At 63.7% G+C, this 14,791-nt stretch carries 18 protein-coding genes and 2 pseudogenes; 4 read left to right on the forward strand and 16 right to left on the reverse strand.

Features of this window, described 5'->3' with window-relative positions; genetic code table 11:
• Nucleotides 1–17 precede the first annotated feature (17 nt).
• From ACT6S0_RS03930 to ACT6S0_RS03975, 10 genes are all read right to left on the reverse strand, one after another.
• Nucleotides 18–713, reverse strand: coding sequence for a type IV secretion system protein (locus tag ACT6S0_RS03930; RefSeq protein WP_444762617.1), 696 nt, complete (start codon nucleotides 711–713; stop codon nucleotides 18–20).
• 19 nt (nucleotides 714–732) lie between these two features.
• A complete protein-coding gene (locus tag ACT6S0_RS03935) occupies nucleotides 733–1,800 on the reverse strand; it encodes a type IV secretion system protein (RefSeq protein WP_444762618.1) in 1,068 nt (355 codons plus the stop codon).
• Nucleotides 1,801–1,813: 13 nt separating this feature from the next.
• Nucleotides 1,814–2,221 carry a hypothetical protein gene (locus ACT6S0_RS03940; protein WP_444762619.1) on the reverse strand — a complete coding sequence of 136 codons (408 nt, stop codon included), beginning with the start codon at nucleotides 2,219–2,221 and terminating at the stop codon, nucleotides 1,814–1,816.
• The gene (locus ACT6S0_RS03945) at nucleotides 2,218–4,701 is read right to left on the reverse strand and encodes a VirB4 family type IV secretion/conjugal transfer ATPase (protein WP_444762620.1); all 2,484 of its coding nucleotides are present in this window, start codon (nucleotides 4,699–4,701) and stop codon (nucleotides 2,218–2,220) included. Before ACT6S0_RS03945 ends, ACT6S0_RS03940 begins: the two co-directional genes overlap by 4 nt.
• The gene (locus ACT6S0_RS03950) at nucleotides 4,685–5,017 is read right to left on the reverse strand and encodes a VirB3 family type IV secretion system protein (RefSeq protein ID WP_444762621.1); all 333 of its coding nucleotides are present in this window, start codon (nucleotides 5,015–5,017) and stop codon (nucleotides 4,685–4,687) included. Before ACT6S0_RS03950 ends, ACT6S0_RS03945 begins: the two co-directional genes overlap by 17 nt.
• 15 nt (nucleotides 5,018–5,032) lie before the next feature.
• Nucleotides 5,033–5,323 (reverse strand): TrbC/VirB2 family protein, encoded by a 291-nt coding sequence (locus ACT6S0_RS03955; protein WP_444762622.1) that lies wholly within the window; start codon nucleotides 5,321–5,323, stop codon nucleotides 5,033–5,035.
• Nucleotides 5,320–5,820 carry a lytic transglycosylase domain-containing protein gene (locus ACT6S0_RS03960; protein WP_444762623.1) on the reverse strand — a complete coding sequence of 167 codons (501 nt, stop codon included), beginning with the start codon at nucleotides 5,818–5,820 and terminating at the stop codon, nucleotides 5,320–5,322. Before ACT6S0_RS03960 ends, ACT6S0_RS03955 begins: the two co-directional genes overlap by 4 nt.
• Nucleotides 5,821–5,827: 7 nt before the next feature.
• Nucleotides 5,828–6,463 (reverse strand): hypothetical protein, encoded by a 636-nt coding sequence (locus tag ACT6S0_RS03965; RefSeq protein ID WP_444762624.1) that lies wholly within the window; start codon nucleotides 6,461–6,463, stop codon nucleotides 5,828–5,830.
• A 211-nt stretch (nucleotides 6,464–6,674) separates the two neighbouring features.
• Entirely contained in the window at nucleotides 6,675–7,460 is a 786-nt protein-coding gene (locus ACT6S0_RS03970) for a helix-turn-helix transcriptional regulator (RefSeq protein WP_444762625.1), read from the reverse strand.
• Entirely contained in the window at nucleotides 7,435–7,881 is a 447-nt protein-coding gene (locus ACT6S0_RS03975; RefSeq protein ID WP_444762626.1) for a hypothetical protein, read from the reverse strand. The genes ACT6S0_RS03970 and ACT6S0_RS03975 overlap by 26 nt, the downstream gene beginning before the upstream one ends.
• A gap of 398 nt (nucleotides 7,882–8,279) precedes the next feature.
• Here ACT6S0_RS03975 and ACT6S0_RS03980 point away from each other — a divergent pair, with 398 nt between their 5' ends.
• The gene (locus tag ACT6S0_RS03980) at nucleotides 8,280–8,582 is read left to right on the forward strand and encodes a hypothetical protein (protein WP_444762627.1); all 303 of its coding nucleotides are present in this window, start codon (nucleotides 8,280–8,282) and stop codon (nucleotides 8,580–8,582) included.
• A 22-nt stretch (nucleotides 8,583–8,604) separates the two neighbouring features.
• Here ACT6S0_RS03980 and ACT6S0_RS03985 read toward each other — a convergent pair whose 3' ends face one another.
• Complete coding sequence (locus ACT6S0_RS03985; RefSeq protein WP_444762628.1) at nucleotides 8,605–8,826, reverse strand: helix-turn-helix transcriptional regulator; 222 nt, start codon at nucleotides 8,824–8,826, stop codon at nucleotides 8,605–8,607.
• 130 nt (nucleotides 8,827–8,956) lie between these two features.
• On the opposite strand from ACT6S0_RS03985, the pseudogene ACT6S0_RS03990 reads away from it, so the two are divergent.
• Both ACT6S0_RS03990 and ACT6S0_RS03995 read left to right on the forward strand, forming a co-directional pair.
• Nucleotides 8,957–9,163, forward strand: a pseudogene (locus ACT6S0_RS03990) (transposase domain-containing protein); the annotation flags it as partial.
• Nucleotides 9,164–9,285: 122 nt separating this feature from the next.
• A pseudogene (locus tag ACT6S0_RS03995) lies at nucleotides 9,286–9,507 on the forward strand (IS630 family transposase); the annotation flags it as partial.
• Between the two features lie 58 nt (nucleotides 9,508–9,565).
• Here ACT6S0_RS03995 and ACT6S0_RS04000 read toward each other — a convergent pair.
• The 5 genes from ACT6S0_RS04000 to ACT6S0_RS04020 form a co-directional block, all read right to left on the reverse strand.
• A complete protein-coding gene (locus tag ACT6S0_RS04000) occupies nucleotides 9,566–10,894 on the reverse strand; it encodes a hypothetical protein (RefSeq protein WP_444762629.1) in 1,329 nt (442 codons plus the stop codon).
• A gap of 324 nt (nucleotides 10,895–11,218) precedes the next feature.
• Nucleotides 11,219–12,766 carry an IS66 family transposase gene (gene tnpC / locus ACT6S0_RS04005; protein ID WP_310333286.1) on the reverse strand — a complete coding sequence of 516 codons (1,548 nt, stop codon included), beginning with the start codon at nucleotides 12,764–12,766 and terminating at the stop codon, nucleotides 11,219–11,221.
• Between the two features lie 63 nt (nucleotides 12,767–12,829).
• Nucleotides 12,830–13,165 carry an IS66 family insertion sequence element accessory protein TnpB gene (tnpB, locus tag ACT6S0_RS04010; protein ID WP_310333285.1) on the reverse strand — a complete coding sequence of 112 codons (336 nt, stop codon included), beginning with the start codon at nucleotides 13,163–13,165 and terminating at the stop codon, nucleotides 12,830–12,832.
• Complete coding sequence (locus tag ACT6S0_RS04015; protein WP_310333283.1) at nucleotides 13,162–13,548, reverse strand: transposase; 387 nt, start codon at nucleotides 13,546–13,548, stop codon at nucleotides 13,162–13,164. The genes tnpB and ACT6S0_RS04015 overlap by 4 nt, the downstream gene beginning before the upstream one ends.
• A 177-nt stretch (nucleotides 13,549–13,725) precedes the next feature.
• Nucleotides 13,726–13,932, reverse strand: a complete 207-nt coding sequence (locus tag ACT6S0_RS04020) for a helix-turn-helix domain-containing protein (RefSeq protein ID WP_444762630.1) — start codon at nucleotides 13,930–13,932, stop codon at nucleotides 13,726–13,728.
• 53 nt (nucleotides 13,933–13,985) lie between these two features.
• Between ACT6S0_RS04020 and ACT6S0_RS04025 the strand changes: the two genes are divergently transcribed.
• Complete coding sequence (locus ACT6S0_RS04025) at nucleotides 13,986–14,789, forward strand: transposase (protein WP_444762631.1); 804 nt, start codon at nucleotides 13,986–13,988, stop codon at nucleotides 14,787–14,789.
• Nucleotides 14,790–14,791 lie beyond the last annotated feature (2 nt).

The raw sequence follows: 14,791 nt of genomic DNA on the forward strand, positions 1-14,791 counted from the left end.
TTGGTGGGGCCTGCGCGTCAGGGCAGGTAGTCGGAAACCTTGCCGGTGCGGACCAGCATCTGGTACTGGCGTTCCCGGTCGCGGGCCCGGGCGATACGTTCCTCGCTGTCGGCCATGCCCTGGAGCATCTGCACTTGGGAGACCTCGTGTGCCAACAGCGCGTTCTCGGCGCCGATGCGAGCCTGGATCTCTTGCACCGACTTCTGATCGTTCGTGGCGTTGATCTGGCCCATCAACGCCTGGATCTGCGACAGGCGGCCGGAGGCAGACTTCATCGCGTCCTGCAGCAAGCCTTTGTGCTGGTAGGGCTGAGCCAGCGCTGCCTGGCAGACGATGCGCTCCGCGCCGCTGCGGTCCAGGCAGTTGTAGACCATGTGAGCATCGCGTAGCGCCTTGGCGGTCACATTGAGGCCGGAGTAGCCCGTCATGTTGACGCCGTTCAGGAAGGTGTAGACCTCGGCCGGAACATAGTTGGTCAGGGCGGGGTTGTGGAAGACCTTGCCAAGGTTGCGAACGCCGTTGATGCTGTCCAGCTGCGCCCTGAGCTGTGTGATCTGCTGGATCTGGTTGTTGATCTCGGTGATGTCGTTCATCACCTGCTGCACCGTCTGAACCAGGTTGGCGACGTCGATGACCGGGATGCCGCTGGCGCGGACGGCGCCCGAGGCTGCGAGGATGGCCGCTGCCGCGGCGATCTTGAGGCGTGAGCGCATGTCGTACTCCTGGATGAGATCAGGACCTGCCGCGCATCGCGGCGAGCTTGTAGGCGGCGGTGCGGACGGCGCCAGCGCCTCGGCGTGCTATCCGGCCAGCAGCTGCGGCGGCCGCACCAGTGGCTTGGCCAGAGAGGTAGGGGAGGCCAACACCAGCGTGGACGGTGCCGCCGCCGGCTGAGGCCGGTGCGCCGCTCCCCGACCTGTTCGATGAACGCAGGCCGGCAACCATCATGGCGTTCTGGACCATCTGGATGCCCTGCTGCATCGCTGAACCGCCGGTCAGAGCCGAGGCCAGGCTAGGTGCCTGGAAGCAGATGATGGCCATCAGGATCATGACGACGCAGTACTTCAGCGACTCGGCGACCGCATTGAACGTGGGACCTGCGAACCCGCCTTGACCCTGGATGACGTGGACCAGCGAGTCGCCCATGTACGCACTAAGTCCGAGGGCGAAGAATGCGAACCAGGTCATGACCACAGCGTTCAGGATCATCGACAGCCAGCTGTCGAAGAACCTGGCTGTTGGCTTCCAGGCGAGCGTGAGTACGAACAGCGGCCCGATGGCGATCACGAATGTCAGGAAGACCTTCGACAGCGTCACGACGAACAGCGCGACACACAGGAAGATGACATTGCCGAACGCTGTCACTACAGCGGCGAGCAGCAAGTCGAGCCTCGTGATCCCCGCTTCCTTCATGAGGTCAACAACCAGCTGGCTCGCGTTGTCGTTGAAGTCGTCGAGCACCGCGTAGGGCGAGGCAAGCGTGGCCGAGCTCGCCGTGGACGGCAGGAACGTGGTCGCGACACCTGTCGCCAGCGCGTTGGCCGTGCCGGCGATGGTGGAGATGTAGAAGCCAGACTGAAGTGCGATCGCGAGTACGAGGCCGATCTTGAAAACCTTCCAGACAAAGTTGGGCACCGTATCCGAGACTTCGTTGCGCAGAACGGCCCAGCCATAGAGCCCCACCCAGAGCGTCATCGCGGACAGCGCGATTGGCGTGATCCCAGCGATCAGCGATGCGACGACGCCAACGACGTACGTGTTGAGGACGCTGTCGAACTGGGATCCGATCCAGGTGAACATGGTTCGCTCCGACCTACTGAATGACGGCGTGAGGCAGCGTCTTCGTGCTCACGCACTTGCTTGCGATGTTCGGGTGTTGGCACTGCATCCAGGCGCCCTTGAGCTTCACGATCCACAGGCGGGGTCGCTTTTCCGCCCCGAACGTCGATGCACGGCAGGTGCCGGCTCGCGCGTAGATCTCCGTACATTCCTGCAGACCTCGATCGGTTTCCACCATCCGCCATCCGCTTGGTGTGCAGGAGGCCCGTTCGGCAGGGCATGGCGACCGCAGCGTGGCGGAAGGAAGTGGTGGTGTCTCGACCTTCTTCGTGCCATCGGGCATCACGGTGATCGCCTCATTGCCTTTGACGAACTGGGCACTGGCCGAGCCAGTGGCGAGGGACAGGACCACTGCATTGATCAAGTACGGGATCGGCTTCATGCAACTCTCCGAAGGGTTAGGGTTGCGCGATCTTGAACCTCCCTGAGGAGCACGGGAAGCCACAGCCTGGGATCGTTGCCGTGACGGGCGCGGATCGCGTCCAGCAGCGCCACGTTGTCGGTGGTGGCGGATAGCACGGTGATGAAGTCGTCCAGGCCGGCTAAGTCGAGCTCGCAGATGGCGCTGCCGTGAGGCTGCTTGACGAGGAAGCGGCGCCCGCCGTGCGAGCCCAGGGATCGGACGATCTCGTATTCGGCCTCACTGAGACCGAAGCCGTCGACGTACTCGTCGCGGACCGCCTCTGGATTGGCGAGGAAGATCTTCGTCACGCTCTGCTCGATCATCGTGCGACCGATCGGGTGCCGAAGCACGTCGGACGGGCTCTGCGTGTCGAAGATGCCGAGACCGTTCTGCTTGCGGATGGTCTTCTGTTTCTTCTTGGCGAAGTCGCTGAAGATCTCGTGGTCCAGTGCCTTCCAAAACTCCGAGATCACGTAGATCAGCCGGCTGCCGTCGACGAGCTCGTCCATGACCTGCAGCAGGTACATCATCACTGGCGTGCGGACCTCGGGCAGGTCCAGGAACTCGGTGGTGTCGAACCCGATCACGGGCGCGGCTTTCAGGTCGAGGAGCCGGTCGTCGGCCTGGTCGAACACCCAGCCCAGCGCACCCCCGTCGCACCAGCGGCTGAGCCGCTCGTACAGACTGTTGTCGCCGGCCTTGGGCAGGTTCTGGCGCACCGTCGAGAAGCGGCGCAGCGACGCAGGCATCATGGCGACCGCCCTGACTGCGTCCGCGATGGCTCGCTCGTCCGCCGGCATCAAGGGCAGGGCAGTGGAGGTGATGCAGATCTTGATCAGCTGCTCCCAGAACTGGATGCGGCTGGGCGTTGGTTCGCGCTGCAGCGGATTGCAGCCGGTGGGGCGTCCTGCTTCCAGCGTCAAGTAGTGGCCACCCATCGCGCGGATGGCGATCTCGCAGCCGCGGTCCAGATCGAAGAGCACCAAGCGCGGCGCCGGCTGCCACTTTCGTGTCAGCGTCAGCAGGAACATTTCCAGCGTGGTCTTGCCTACGCCGGTGGAGCCGATGATGAGCGTATTGCCTGGCAGCTTCTTGTCCTCCGAGTCTTCGTCGAGAGGGCTGCTGTGCAGGTTCAAGTAGAACGGCTGGCTTGACGGTGTGCGAAGCAGCGCCAGGGCTTCGCCCCACGGGTTGCCGCTGCGCTTGCCCTGCGGGAAGTTGTGAGCGCTGGCCAGCGCGGCGAAGGCGCGCGACGACAGCTTGGCGTCTCTGGGCCGCCATTGCCAGTTCCCGGGCCACTGCGCGAACCATGCGGCATCGGCCACCAGGTCGACCGGCGACATCTGAAGGCTGGTGGACTCGCCGACGGCGCCGATGGCTTGTGCAGCCCGCCGTCCGGCGTCCGAGACACTGTCGCCGAACAGGACCAGGGAGTAGTGGTACTCGCCCATGCAGAACTGGCCGTCGCCTAGTTCGTTGAGTGCGAGGTCCATGTCGGCGATCTGGCTCGCGACGACGTCGTCACTGGCGAGCAGCTGGTCGCGCTGCAGTTCCAGGGCGCGCATCGCTTCCCGGCGGGGCAGGGGGGAGAAGCTCTGCGTTTCGATGAACTCGCTGGACTCGTACAGCAGGGCGTCGAGGACGCCGGGCTGGACGTCGTCGGCGTACTCCTTGATGTCGACGAGTGCGGCATACCGCCGGCTGTCGCCGTAGCGGATCTCCAGCTTGTCGCCGCCGAATGAGAGACGCGACGTGGGCAGCGTCCGGTAGAGGGGTCCCTTGGCGAACGGGACGGCACGCCACTGGCCGTTGACCAGATAGCCTAGGAACTCGCCGACCTCGGAGTAGCGGCGGCCGCCTTGCTCACGCACTCCCAGCAGCTCGGGACCGAACCGGCGCAGAACGCGGCCCACCAGCGCCGAGCGCTCGTCCATGGCCCTGAGTGCTTCGGCCTGAGCCTGCTCGATGGACTCGCGGGTCTTGCGGGTCGACTGCAGCGCGCGCCCCACCCGCGACAGCCTGGGACGGTAAACCAAGGTCAGGTAGACCTCGTTGCTCATCAGCCGGTGCTTCCCGAGCTTGGCTTGGTAGGCCTGCGACAGGTCTTGAGCGAAGCCCGGCGCTTGTGGGTCCTGCAGGGCGTCGCAGACGACACGGTGGAGGCGGTGGGTCCAGACGGCCCACTGCCCACCGGCCAGGTTGCGCAGCAGGCTGCACAGCGCTTCATGTCGTTCGGCGATCTGGCTCTCGTCGGCGCATTCGAAGGCAACGCCGCCCAGCCGCCAGACACGGAAGTAGTCGCCACCGCGGGTGATGACGTCGTGGTCGCTGACCAGCGACGAGAAGGGGATGAAGCGGGCCAGCGGGTTCTCCGTTCGCGCTTGCGCCCAGTGGCGCGGCCTGGCCGTGCTGTGGTCGTGGCGGCGGGCGGCGCCCGCGCGTTCAGACATGCCAGTCATCACATGCTCCTCGGTACAGCGTGGGGGCGTAGCTGCGGGCTCGCCAGAGCCGATGGTTGCGGTCGTGCAGGCGCAGCTTCATGGCGATGAACATCTGGCGGAAGCGCTGGTCGTCCTGCGTGGTGACGAAGCGCATCCAGACCAGCGCCGGCCCGATGGCCAGCAGCACACCTAGGGAGAGCCACCAGCTCAGCAGGACGCCACCCCACATGGTGAGCAGCATCCCGACGCCGAGCAGCACCACCAGCGGTACGAGCGGGATGCCCAGCTTCATGGCCGGTCGGGTCGCACCCTTGTAGATGGCCTCGGCTTGCATGACGGGCTCGCTGCGTCAGGCGACGATGTAGGTGGCCATGGCGCTGGCGCCGCCGATCAGCGTGGCGCCGATCAGGACGTTGGCGACATCGGCCAAGCGGGCGCCCTGGAAGATCATCTTGAAGCCGGCCCAGATGATCGCGATGGTGACCACCGCGATCGAAATCGTCACGAGGATGGTATTGACGTTGACGACCGTGTCGTTGATCTTGTCGAAGCCCTGGGCTTCGGCGGGGCGGTACGCCATGACGAGTGTTGCCAGCGAGGTCGCGGCGCAGCGACGCTTGAGTTGTCCGAGTCGGCTCATGACTTTTCCTTTGGAAGGGCTGGGGGGAGTGGCAGCTGCGCGCTGGTCGCCGCCTGGACGACCCGTTGCACGTAGCCGTGCTGGAAACCGGTGGAGAAGTCGCCGCTGTAGTAGCAGGACAGGGCCTGCCGGAGCGCTTGTTGGTGGCGTTGGCCTGCGGACCGCGAGCGGTCGAAGCAGTCGGTCAGCACGACCTGCATCGCGGTCAGGTTCGAGCAGGGGTCGAACGCGCTCTGCAACGTCAGACCCAGCCGCGCGAAGTTGCGGACATTGATCTGGCCCAGCCCGACACTGAAGTTCCAGCCGCCGGACTGCAGCGCAGTCGCGGTGGCCAGGGCCTCGAGACGGCTGCGGGGTTGTCGTTCGAGCTCACCACCGACCACGCCTATGGCCCACGGGTTGAACGAGCTTTCGGTGGCGACAAGCGCCCTTGCCGTGTCGGCGTGCACGTGAGGTGCGCACGTCAAGACCAGCGAGAGGAAGGCTGCAGGTTCCATGTCGACCTCAGCGAACCGGGTCCGCTGGGACCGCAGGACGCGAGGCCAACCAAGCGGCGTAATCCGCGTCGAACCTTGAGTCCCAGGAGCCGAGCTGCGACTTGGCAGATGGGCTGAAGTCGGTGACAGCGTCGCCAGCCATCGACCACCAGGTGCGAGCGAACGGTTCGCCGTTGACGGTCACAGAGATTGCACCGTCGTAGTCGCATGTGTAGACCGGGCCATGTGGTCCATCCCATGTCCGGGTGTATTGAGGCGGGCAGAAAAACGGAGCGGCGGACCAGCTGTGCGTCGCAGCGTTGCTGCCGCTGGCCATGCCGCAGGTCGGAAAGGCCTTACCCCTGGCCAGGTCGCGGAAGAGCTGACGAATCGGCGGCACGCACTGCGGAACCGCGCGCCAGCTGGGGGCGGCAAGGCACAGCAGCACGACGCACCCGTCAACGGCGCTGGCCGGCAGAGGTGCCGTCAGCAGGGCTGTCCCGAGCACGACGAGGCTCGTCACGTTCGTCGTAGCGCTGGATCGGCGCTTCTGATCCGCGTTGACGCCGCTGCGCTGCGGGGTCGATCTCGATACGGCTTTGATCACGGTTGACCTCTCTGCTCGTGCCCCTTCGAGGGGCAGTTGCGGCTCGTTGAGAGCCATGAGGTCAATCTAGAAACTGAACGCTATTGGTCCTTGCCGGCATTTGGGGATGCGTTCCAGCACGTTCGCTGAAGGGTCAGGGCTTGCGTGCGCACGCGCGGACCGCCCGCCTGCTGGAGCAGCAGCGGGAGAAAGGCGCGCATGGATGAGCAGCGCGGTTGTGCTGCCTTGAAGGCCCTTGGGTGGGCTTGCAGCTGACTCTGTCAGCCGATCAGGTGCCGAGCACGCCATACAGGCGTGCGATCCGCGCTGCGGTCCGGCGGTCGGGTGCATCGAGCTTCGCGCTCAGTCGCTGGAACCTGGAGTCGACGGTCTTGGCCTCGATGTTCAGCTCCGCGCCGATCATCTTGCTGGTGTGCCCAGCTTCCTCGTGGCGCAGCAGCGCAATCTCGTCGGCGGTGATACCGGACTTCGCGACGAGCTCACTGGCGATGTTGCGCAACAGCCAGCGGTTCAGTTCTGTCGCAAGCGCCCTGGCCACGATGCGGAAGAGGATCTGAGCCACGCCGTCGAAGAATCCGAAGTTGTGTGAGCCAATGGTCAAAACGGCGATTCGAGACAAACCTGCCGGGCTGGGCGCGGGCACCACGACCGATGACGCGAACCCCAGCCTGGCAGACACGTTCACGAACCCAGTCTCGTCAGGGCGTACATCCAGTTCCGTGCCGCAGATGGGCTCCGAGTGGAGGCGCGCGTGCCTCAGCCACGGATCGTGGTCGTGCCAGCCGCCCTTCGTGTACTCGGTGGCCCACATGGGGTCGCAGGCCAAGAGAGATCGATGTGACGTCCTAGTCGCGTCATCCTTGATGACGCTGAGGAACACTCCGGCATCGGCACCCATGAGCTTAAGTACGTGGCGGAACTGGTCAACGGCTGCCTCTGCATCGTCTGCATCGCCCAGGGCAGGGAGCAGATCAAGGATCCGCGCGGCGTACTCTGGCTCGCGAGTCAACGTCGCGGCGCTGAACAGGTCATCGATCGCCATCAAATGCTTCATGGCCTTCTCGACGTAGTTGCGCGTGAAGCTGGGGGTTACCAAAACGCAGCGGGTCGGTGTCGCACCATCGATCGAAGCCGCCGACATCGTCGAAGACCATCGTCTGCGCAACGCGTAGCCCTGCTGCAGGCCAGTGACGGCGCTCGACCATCAGACCTTTCGCGATTCTGATGACAGCGAACGCCAAGGTTCCGTCGGCTGACGTGATGATGCGGCCCGCACCGCCCGCCGCTCGACGCGTGAGGGCGGAGCGCCATGCGGCGACGGAGTGCCGATGTCTTTGAGCCTGCAAGGCGAACCGCTTGGCGCCAAGCGGCCTGGCTGGCTGGTCTATTGGATCGAGCTGCTTTGCCGTCGTAGGCAGCGGTTCGCTTGCTGACGTCGATTGCTGATCGGCGCTGTCGCTCGTTGTCGAGTCCATCCCTTGCTCCGGTAGCTACGGAAGCAGGGGGCGCTCCTAGGGAGCGTTCTGTTCCGCGTATTGCAAGCCCGAACACATTGCAGACTGTTGCCGTCCGCATGTCTAGGGACGTGATTGCAGGCAGTTACATCGTTGCAGCAGCGTCCGTTTGTCCGATTGCGTCCCAGGTCGTTGTGGCGACCGAACAATTGCATCGTTGCTGACGGAATTCGTACAAGGGGAGACCAAGCGTCTGTATGTTCGGTCGCGGCGTTTTCTGCTCGCTCATCCGTCCGGTGATGTCCTGATTCAGCCGAACGAAAGCACTTTTACGAATGGTTGCCATGCTGTGCCTAACGTGATGACGAATGTGATTCCATGGGCATCTTTCGCCAGTCGTTTGGCGACAGGAGAGGCTGATGTTTGTGCTTGTCCGCCGAGAGCCGAAACCCGACGCGTCTTACTGGCCGGGAAGGCGGTTGCTGGCTGCCGTTGACGCCGTGGTTTGGCCATTTGGGCTGGCGATGCTGGTGGCATTGACGCCGGCCACTGAAGGCTTGGTGCGGCCTGCGCTTGCGGTCGCTACGTTTTGGGCGTTGTTGCGCCTGTGCGGTGCGGTTCTGGCCAATGAACGCTACCGCTTCACGACTTGGTGGTTCGCGCGACTCGTAGCTCTTTTGCTTCTGGTCGGGGCCGTGATGAAGCTGGTGATGCCAGCATAGGCCGGCCTCTGGGAGCGACGGGCTAGTGAGTGGCCTTCGGGCGCGCTGCGAGCCATGCGTCGATGTCTGCCTTGCGCCAGCCGATCGCACGCGGGGCCAACTGCACGGCGCAGGGAAACAGGCCCTGGTTCATCAGGCGATAAATGGTTGAGCGGCCCAGTCCCGTGCGCTGCCGCACGATGGGCAACCGCTGGGTGTCTGCTGGATCGGCTTCGATGCCGGATGCGCGGAGGATGAACTGCACGACGTTGCTCCGATGGACAGATTGAACCCAATCTAGGTCAGAGGTGTTCGTCAAAGACTTCTGGATTCACCGTAGTGATGCGGCGCAGACAACGGCTTGGCTCGCTTCGCCGCGCCTTGGCCAGCATCAACGTCCGGCGCCCGAAGGCCGTCGACTCTTCGCCGGCAGCCAGCGCGCCGGCAAGCGGGCTGCGGCCATCATGAGCCTGCTGCACTCGGCGCGCATCAACGGGCACGACCCCTACGTATATCTCCGCGATGTACTGGAGCGCTTGCCGCTGCAGCCGGCCAGCGGGATCGACGAGCTCCTGCCGCACCGCTGGTCACCATCGAGCTGAGATCTAGCGGGGTGAGGCGCAAATTCCCATCCCCGCTGTCAGGACTGGGAATCTGCACCGTGCCCCGGACTGCAACCGTCAAGGTGTGTTCGGCGGACGCATACGTTTGGCGGACGCCTACCTCCAGTTGGCTCAATCAGGTCGAACGCTTCTTCGCCATCATTACGGACAAGGCGATCCGACGTGGCTCGTTGACCAGCGTGAAGAAGCTGACGAAGTAGATTGACAGCTTCGTCAACCAGTACAACAAGAACTGCAAGCCCTTCACCTGGACGGCCACCGCCGGCTCAATCCTCGCCAAGCTTGCGCGCCTCTGCGGACGAATTACTGGGGCAGGCCACTAGCTCGGCTGACACGCGAACCAGATTGCTCCTTCTGACGGGGCGTCAGCCCAGCTCTCTCTTAAAGCCTCAGCGCCTCTTCAAGTTGTCTGGGGCTTATCTTCAGGACCTTGTCCGTCTTCTCGACCCTGAACCACCTCTGGGTGTTGTCCGCATTGATCACGATTGGCTTGCTTCCATCCACTTGCTGCACATGCAGCTTGAAGTAGGACAGACGCTCGGGTAGGTTCAGAACGATGTCACTGCCCCAAGTGACTGGCGCCGCGGGCGAGGTTTCCACCTTCTGAGTGGTTACCGTTGTGGCTTCGGTCCAATTGACATTGCCTCCCAGCCAAGCCCGCGCATCGTAGAAGGCCTTCTTGCCTCCTGAGAACGGGATTGTCGGTCCGCAATCGCCCTTGTTCTTCAGCGTGGACTGCATCCGAAATCCAGCTGGCGTGAAGTCCAACGGACCCGCCATGCTCCTCTCTGCATTGCCGGAGGTCTCATGAAACGAGACTGAGCCAGGAACGATTGAATAGCCAGGGCCGTGCTGGACTGAATAGTTCAGCGAGTAGTCGCGCTGTCCGGTGCAATGTGGGTTGCCCGAGTCAAACACAGCGCTCGCGGGTTTCGTCTGCTGTGCGTCGGTGGCATAGCCTACTTCCAACGTATAGGTTCCCAAAGTCGGCGGGACGGCGATGACGAGGCTCCTGTAGTTCTTCTTGGGCTCGTAGTCACGAAAGACATTCTTGATGCGTTCCCAGAACTCCTTGCGGTCCGCGACCACCAGGCTTCCTGCGACATTCTTGAAAGAGTCGCTCGTCTTGAACAAATTTGCCGGGCAATGGAAAGCCAATGCCGTGTCGGTTTGTGACGCCAACGTGCAAGCTTGCCGCTCCATCTCTAGAGTAGCCGGTCCATAACCTAGGAAGTTTCCTTCGACGACGATGCGTACCGGAGCCGCAGTCGTTGGCGATAGGAAGTGGTCGGGGCGGATGTTGGTTATGCGAGGGCTCTTCTCTGCTAAAGGCAGTCGAGCGACCGCACTTTCCACATCCTTGGCAATCTTGTTGGCTTCGGCCAGCGACGCGGTTGCAGCGCGCTTGGCCTCTGCAATTGTGTTCTCCGCGCCCTTGAACAGATTCTGTTGCTGCTTGTCCAGGTCCTTGAACGTCTTATCTTGAATGGTCAAGGCAGCGTGCTCCAGCTCGCTTATCGTCACCAAGAGATGCTGCCGAATTTGAAAGCTGTTGATGCTCGCCGACTGGCTCAGTTGGTGAATCACATCTTGCGCAGTTGATCTCAACTGCTCGACCATCGAGCCGACGGCAGCGTCCGCGCCGATGGCACCCTGCGCATGACATGCGCTTGCTACAAACAGGCTAATCGCAACTGACGCAAGTTTCATTTTTGGCTCCCTGTTGGAAGGTTTGGAGCCTATGGAGAGCATCAGAAGGCGTCATCCTCACGTTTTGGGAGGAGCCAGCCGCATCGACGAGCTCCTGACGCACCGCTGGTCGCCATCCTTTTGAAAGCCCTTGCCGCTCGGGCCTGACTGTCAAGATGTGTTCGGCAGACGCACACGTCCATCGTCGATGGCGGCTTCATGCAGCAGCGGCGGGTTGAGGCGCTGCGTCTCAGACCTGCGTCGCCAGCATCCGCTGAGGCTCAAAGTACGTCAACGGAGGGTAAGCAGCCAGCGAACACATGTTGACCGCTGCAGAGCGTTCGGTCAGATGGCTGGCACCCAGTGATGAGGCAGCAACTCGTCGATTGCGCAGGCCCGTTGTGTCGGCAGCCGCTGCAGAACGTCCTTCAGGTAGGCATACGGGTCATGCCCGTTGAGCTTGGCTGACTGGATCAGGCTCATGATGGCCGCGGCGCGCTGCCCCGCCAACAGCGTTCCCGCGAACAGCCAGTTCTTGCGCCCCGTCGCCCAGGGGCGGATTTGCTGTTCGTCGTGGTTGTTGTCGATCGGCAGCGCCGGGTCATCCAGGTAGCGCGTGAGCGCCGCCCAGCGGTTGAGGCTGTAGTCGATGGCCTTGGCCGTGGCGGTGCCGTCCGTGATCTTGCCGCGCTGCGCGAGGAGCCAGTCGTGCAGCGCCTTGGCGATGGGCCCCGCTCGTGTTCGTCGCTCGTGCAGCCGCTGCTGCGCACTGAGCAGCTTCACCTCACGCTCGATGCCGTACAACTGGCCGATGAGGTCGATGGCCGCCGCCGCGATGGTGCTCTTGTTGGCCTCGTGCAGCTCGACGAACTTGCGCCGCGCATGGGCCATGCAGCCGGCCTCGGTCACGCCCAGCGCGAAGCTGGCCTTGTAGCCGGTGTAGTCGTCGCACACGAGACTGCCGTGCCAGTCGCCGAGGAAGGCTCTGGCGTGCTCGCCGGCTCTGGACGCGGTGAAGTCGTAGACGACAGCGCGCAAGGGCTCGAACGCACCCGCGGCATAGGCCCACAGGTAGGCGCGATGCGTCTTGCCGGTGCCGGGCGCCAGCATGGCCACCGGCGTCTCGTCGGCATGCACGACCTTGCAGGCCAGGATGTGTGCCTTCAGCGCATCGACCAGGGGCTGCAGACGCAGGCCACACACGCCGATCCAGGCGCCCAGGGTTGAGCGCGGGACTGCGACGCCGGCACGGCCGAAGATGGCTTCCTGGCGGTACAGCGGGAGGTGGTCCGCGTACTTGGCGACCAGCACCTGGGCCAGCAGCCCGGAGGTGGGGATGCCCTTGTCGATGATCTCGGCTGGAACCGGCGCCTGGGTCAACGCGCGGCACCGCGCGCAGGCCCACTTGCCGCGGATGTGACGCTCGACCGTGAACACGCCCGGCGTGTAGTCCAGCTTCTCGCTGATGTCCTCGCCGATACGCTTGAGGGAACAGCCGCACGCGCAAGTGGTGTTCTCGGGTTCGTGGTGGCGGTCCACGCGCTGCAGATTCGCCGGCAAGGTGGCGCGCTTGGGACGTTCGCCAGGCGTTGCCGGGGGCTTCTTCTTGCCCAGCAGTTCTTGAAGCTGCGCTTCGGCCGCGGCGATGTCGGCGTCCACGGCCTCGTCGAACAGTGCGCGTTGTTCGGCATCGAGCTGCTCGCTCTTCTTGCCGAACTTCAGGCGCCTCAGCTGAGCGATCTCGAACGAGAGCTTCTCCAGCTTCACGTCGCGCCGGTCGATCTCCTGCCTGTCGTGCTCGATGCGGCGAAGCAGCTTGGCGCCGACCTCACCAAGGCCCGCCGCTTGCAGCGCGGCAAGTTCTTCGGCAGAGATGGGCGGGTCTGCAAGCATTGAGGCCAGTGTGCGCAGCACCAGGCATGCTGACCATCGGCGCACGCACCGATTGCCTTGGGCTCATGTCAGGCCGATCACGCCGGCCTCGCCGATGCGCTGCCACGGCAGGCCCAGCACGAGGGCATCCAGTTGCTCACGGGTCAGGGACTGCGGCGCGCCACAGCCGCCGCCTGGCCAGGTGAAGCGGCCCTGGTGCAACCGGCGCGCGGCCAGCCAGATGCCGATGCCATCGTGCACCAACACCTTCAGACGGGTCGATCGCTTGTTGGCAAAGACGTAGGCGTGGTGAGGGCGGGCTGAGCCGAAGACCTGCACCACCTTCGCCAGCGTCGTGTCGGTGCCGGCACGCATGTCCATCGGCTGGGTGCATAGCCAGACCGCGTCCACGCGGATCATCGAAGCCAGTCCCTCAGCCAGGCGGCACAGTCCCGCGCCGCCGCAGCGGGCCAGACCAGTTTGATGACCGTGCCAGCGCGCTGCAGCTCGATGCGAATCTCACCGTCCACCGTCGGCGCGGGCAACGCCAATGGGATGAAGGTCGGCGGCGGCATCGCCGGCGGCTCGGGCTCAGCGGGCGCGTTCACCGGCGGGGCGATGGTCTTGTGCTCAGCGTCGATGACCCACTTGCGCAGCATGTTGGCGTTCAGGCTGTGCGCCAGCGCCACGGCCGCGATGGATACGCCGGGCTTGAGGCATTCCTCGATGACCGCCGCCTTGAACTCCGCCGTGTGCCGCCGCCGACGACGCCGGCCCATCAGATCGACCCCATAAGTGTTCACGTGTCCGCCTCCTTCTAAGCGGACAGATGTTCACTACCGAGGCACGGTCAGATCAACATGTGTTCCCTGGCTGCTTACAACGGAGGCGAGGCGAGAGGAGATCATCTGTTCGCGGTTGAGCCCAACTCCCAGGGCCAAGTGGCGGCGCAGGCGATATGGGGATGATGCTTGCCCGCGTTAGGGGAACAGGTCCCTAACAGGGACCTTTAGCGCAAGGGCGAGGACCTCAATTGCATCCAACGATGGATTGGCGCCACCGGTCTCAATGCGAGACATGTACGAGCGCGCAAATCCACAACGTTCGGCGAACTCATCCTGCTTGTAGCCAGCTGCGCGCCGCAGTGCGGCGACACGTTGTCCGAACAGGAGGCGCAGGGGTTCCATGGCCCTGGCATCGTGTGGTAGTGTCCACTAATCGCGAACCCACTAATCGTGACATGGGCGACATCTACTCCACCGACAGTTGGCTCGCACGGCCGCTGTGCAGCCGCTACGTCGCTGCGGTGTTCGGCTTCTCGACGGCGCGACTGCTGGATGGTTCCTTTCTTCCTCAGCCAGTCTGCTGGGCTATAGGCTGCCTGATCAACGGGGAGGTGGAAGTCCTCGGTGCGTGGTTGTTGCATGAGGGGCTTCCTGCACCAACAGCAACTTTGTTCGGCAATCTGCACGACCGCGGCGCTGAGTCCGTGAGGATTGCAGTCGGCTTGCCGACTACTGCAAAACAGGCATTCAAGAAGACGTACCGCCTTGGCGACTGCGTCGATTCAGTCGAGCAGTCGCTCGAATCGGCTGCGGCTCTAGTACCTGCGCGCCATCGCACCGAGGTGGCGATGCAACTTCGTGCGGCAGCCGAATCGGACAGCCTCGAAACGGCAAGTTTGAAGTTGGCAGGATTTCAAGGCTCCATTCTTGGTGAAAGATACCCAGCCGTCATGCGGCTCTGGGGCGAAGCCCTGGCAGGATTCACGCCAATCTTCTACCTAAGCGAACAACTGCGTGCACTGATTCGTTCGACCGACCAAAGGGCAGCTCAGGTGCGTGGCCAGTTGATGCGAGCGATATCTCGGCATGGCCGTTTTACAGACTCAGCCGCTGCGCTGGATTTCGTTGCCACCTCGCTTGCACGTACTGAACAAAGGTGGGACCGCGAACGCGCTGCGGCACGGGCGGCGCGCATGCCGCGAACTTCTGGTGGAACCGTACGTCGGGCTGAAGCGCTCGGCGTAACGACGCTGGCGTAGCG

This window comes from Roseateles sp. (assembly GCF_052436255.1).
GTDB lineage: Bacteria > Pseudomonadota > Gammaproteobacteria > Burkholderiales > Burkholderiaceae_C > Pelomonas.

What these genes read in the sequence shown, in the direction of transcription:
- ACT6S0_RS03930 (WP_444762617.1), bottom strand. Translation starts at nt 713, where the DNA reads ATGCGCTCACGCCTCAAGATCGCCGCGGCAGCGGCCATCCTCGCAGCC.
- ACT6S0_RS03935 (WP_444762618.1), bottom strand. Translation starts at nt 1,800, where the DNA reads ATGTTCACCTGGATCGGATCCCAGTTCGACAGCGTCCTCAACACGTAC.
- ACT6S0_RS03940 (WP_444762619.1), bottom strand. Translation starts at nt 2,221, where the DNA reads ATGAAGCCGATCCCGTACTTGATCAATGCAGTGGTCCTGTCCCTCGCC.
- ACT6S0_RS03945 (WP_444762620.1), bottom strand. Translation starts at nt 4,701, where the DNA reads ATGACTGGCATGTCTGAACGCGCGGGCGCCGCCCGCCGCCACGACCAC.
- ACT6S0_RS03950 (WP_444762621.1), bottom strand. Translation starts at nt 5,017, where the DNA reads ATGCAAGCCGAGGCCATCTACAAGGGTGCGACCCGACCGGCCATGAAG.
- ACT6S0_RS03955 (WP_444762622.1), bottom strand. Translation starts at nt 5,323, where the DNA reads ATGAGCCGACTCGGACAACTCAAGCGTCGCTGCGCCGCGACCTCGCTG.
- ACT6S0_RS03960 (WP_444762623.1), bottom strand. Translation starts at nt 5,820, where the DNA reads ATGGAACCTGCAGCCTTCCTCTCGCTGGTCTTGACGTGCGCACCTCAC.
- ACT6S0_RS03965 (WP_444762624.1), bottom strand. Translation starts at nt 6,463, where the DNA reads ATGGCTCTCAACGAGCCGCAACTGCCCCTCGAAGGGGCACGAGCAGAG.
- ACT6S0_RS03970 (WP_444762625.1), bottom strand. Translation starts at nt 7,460, where the DNA reads ATGAAGCATTTGATGGCGATCGATGACCTGTTCAGCGCCGCGACGTTG.
- ACT6S0_RS03975 (WP_444762626.1), bottom strand. Translation starts at nt 7,881, where the DNA reads ATGGACTCGACAACGAGCGACAGCGCCGATCAGCAATCGACGTCAGCA.
- ACT6S0_RS03980 (WP_444762627.1), top strand. Translation starts at nt 8,280, where the DNA reads ATGTTTGTGCTTGTCCGCCGAGAGCCGAAACCCGACGCGTCTTACTGG.
- ACT6S0_RS04000 (WP_444762629.1), bottom strand. Translation starts at nt 10,894, where the DNA reads ATGAAACTTGCGTCAGTTGCGATTAGCCTGTTTGTAGCAAGCGCATGT.
- tnpC (WP_310333286.1), bottom strand. Translation starts at nt 12,766, where the DNA reads ATGCTTGCAGACCCGCCCATCTCTGCCGAAGAACTTGCCGCGCTGCAA.
- tnpB (WP_310333285.1), bottom strand. Translation starts at nt 13,165, where the DNA reads ATGATCCGCGTGGACGCGGTCTGGCTATGCACCCAGCCGATGGACATG.
- ACT6S0_RS04020 (WP_444762630.1), bottom strand. Translation starts at nt 13,932, where the DNA reads ATGGAACCCCTGCGCCTCCTGTTCGGACAACGTGTCGCCGCACTGCGG.
- ACT6S0_RS04025 (WP_444762631.1), top strand. Translation starts at nt 13,986, where the DNA reads ATGGGCGACATCTACTCCACCGACAGTTGGCTCGCACGGCCGCTGTGC.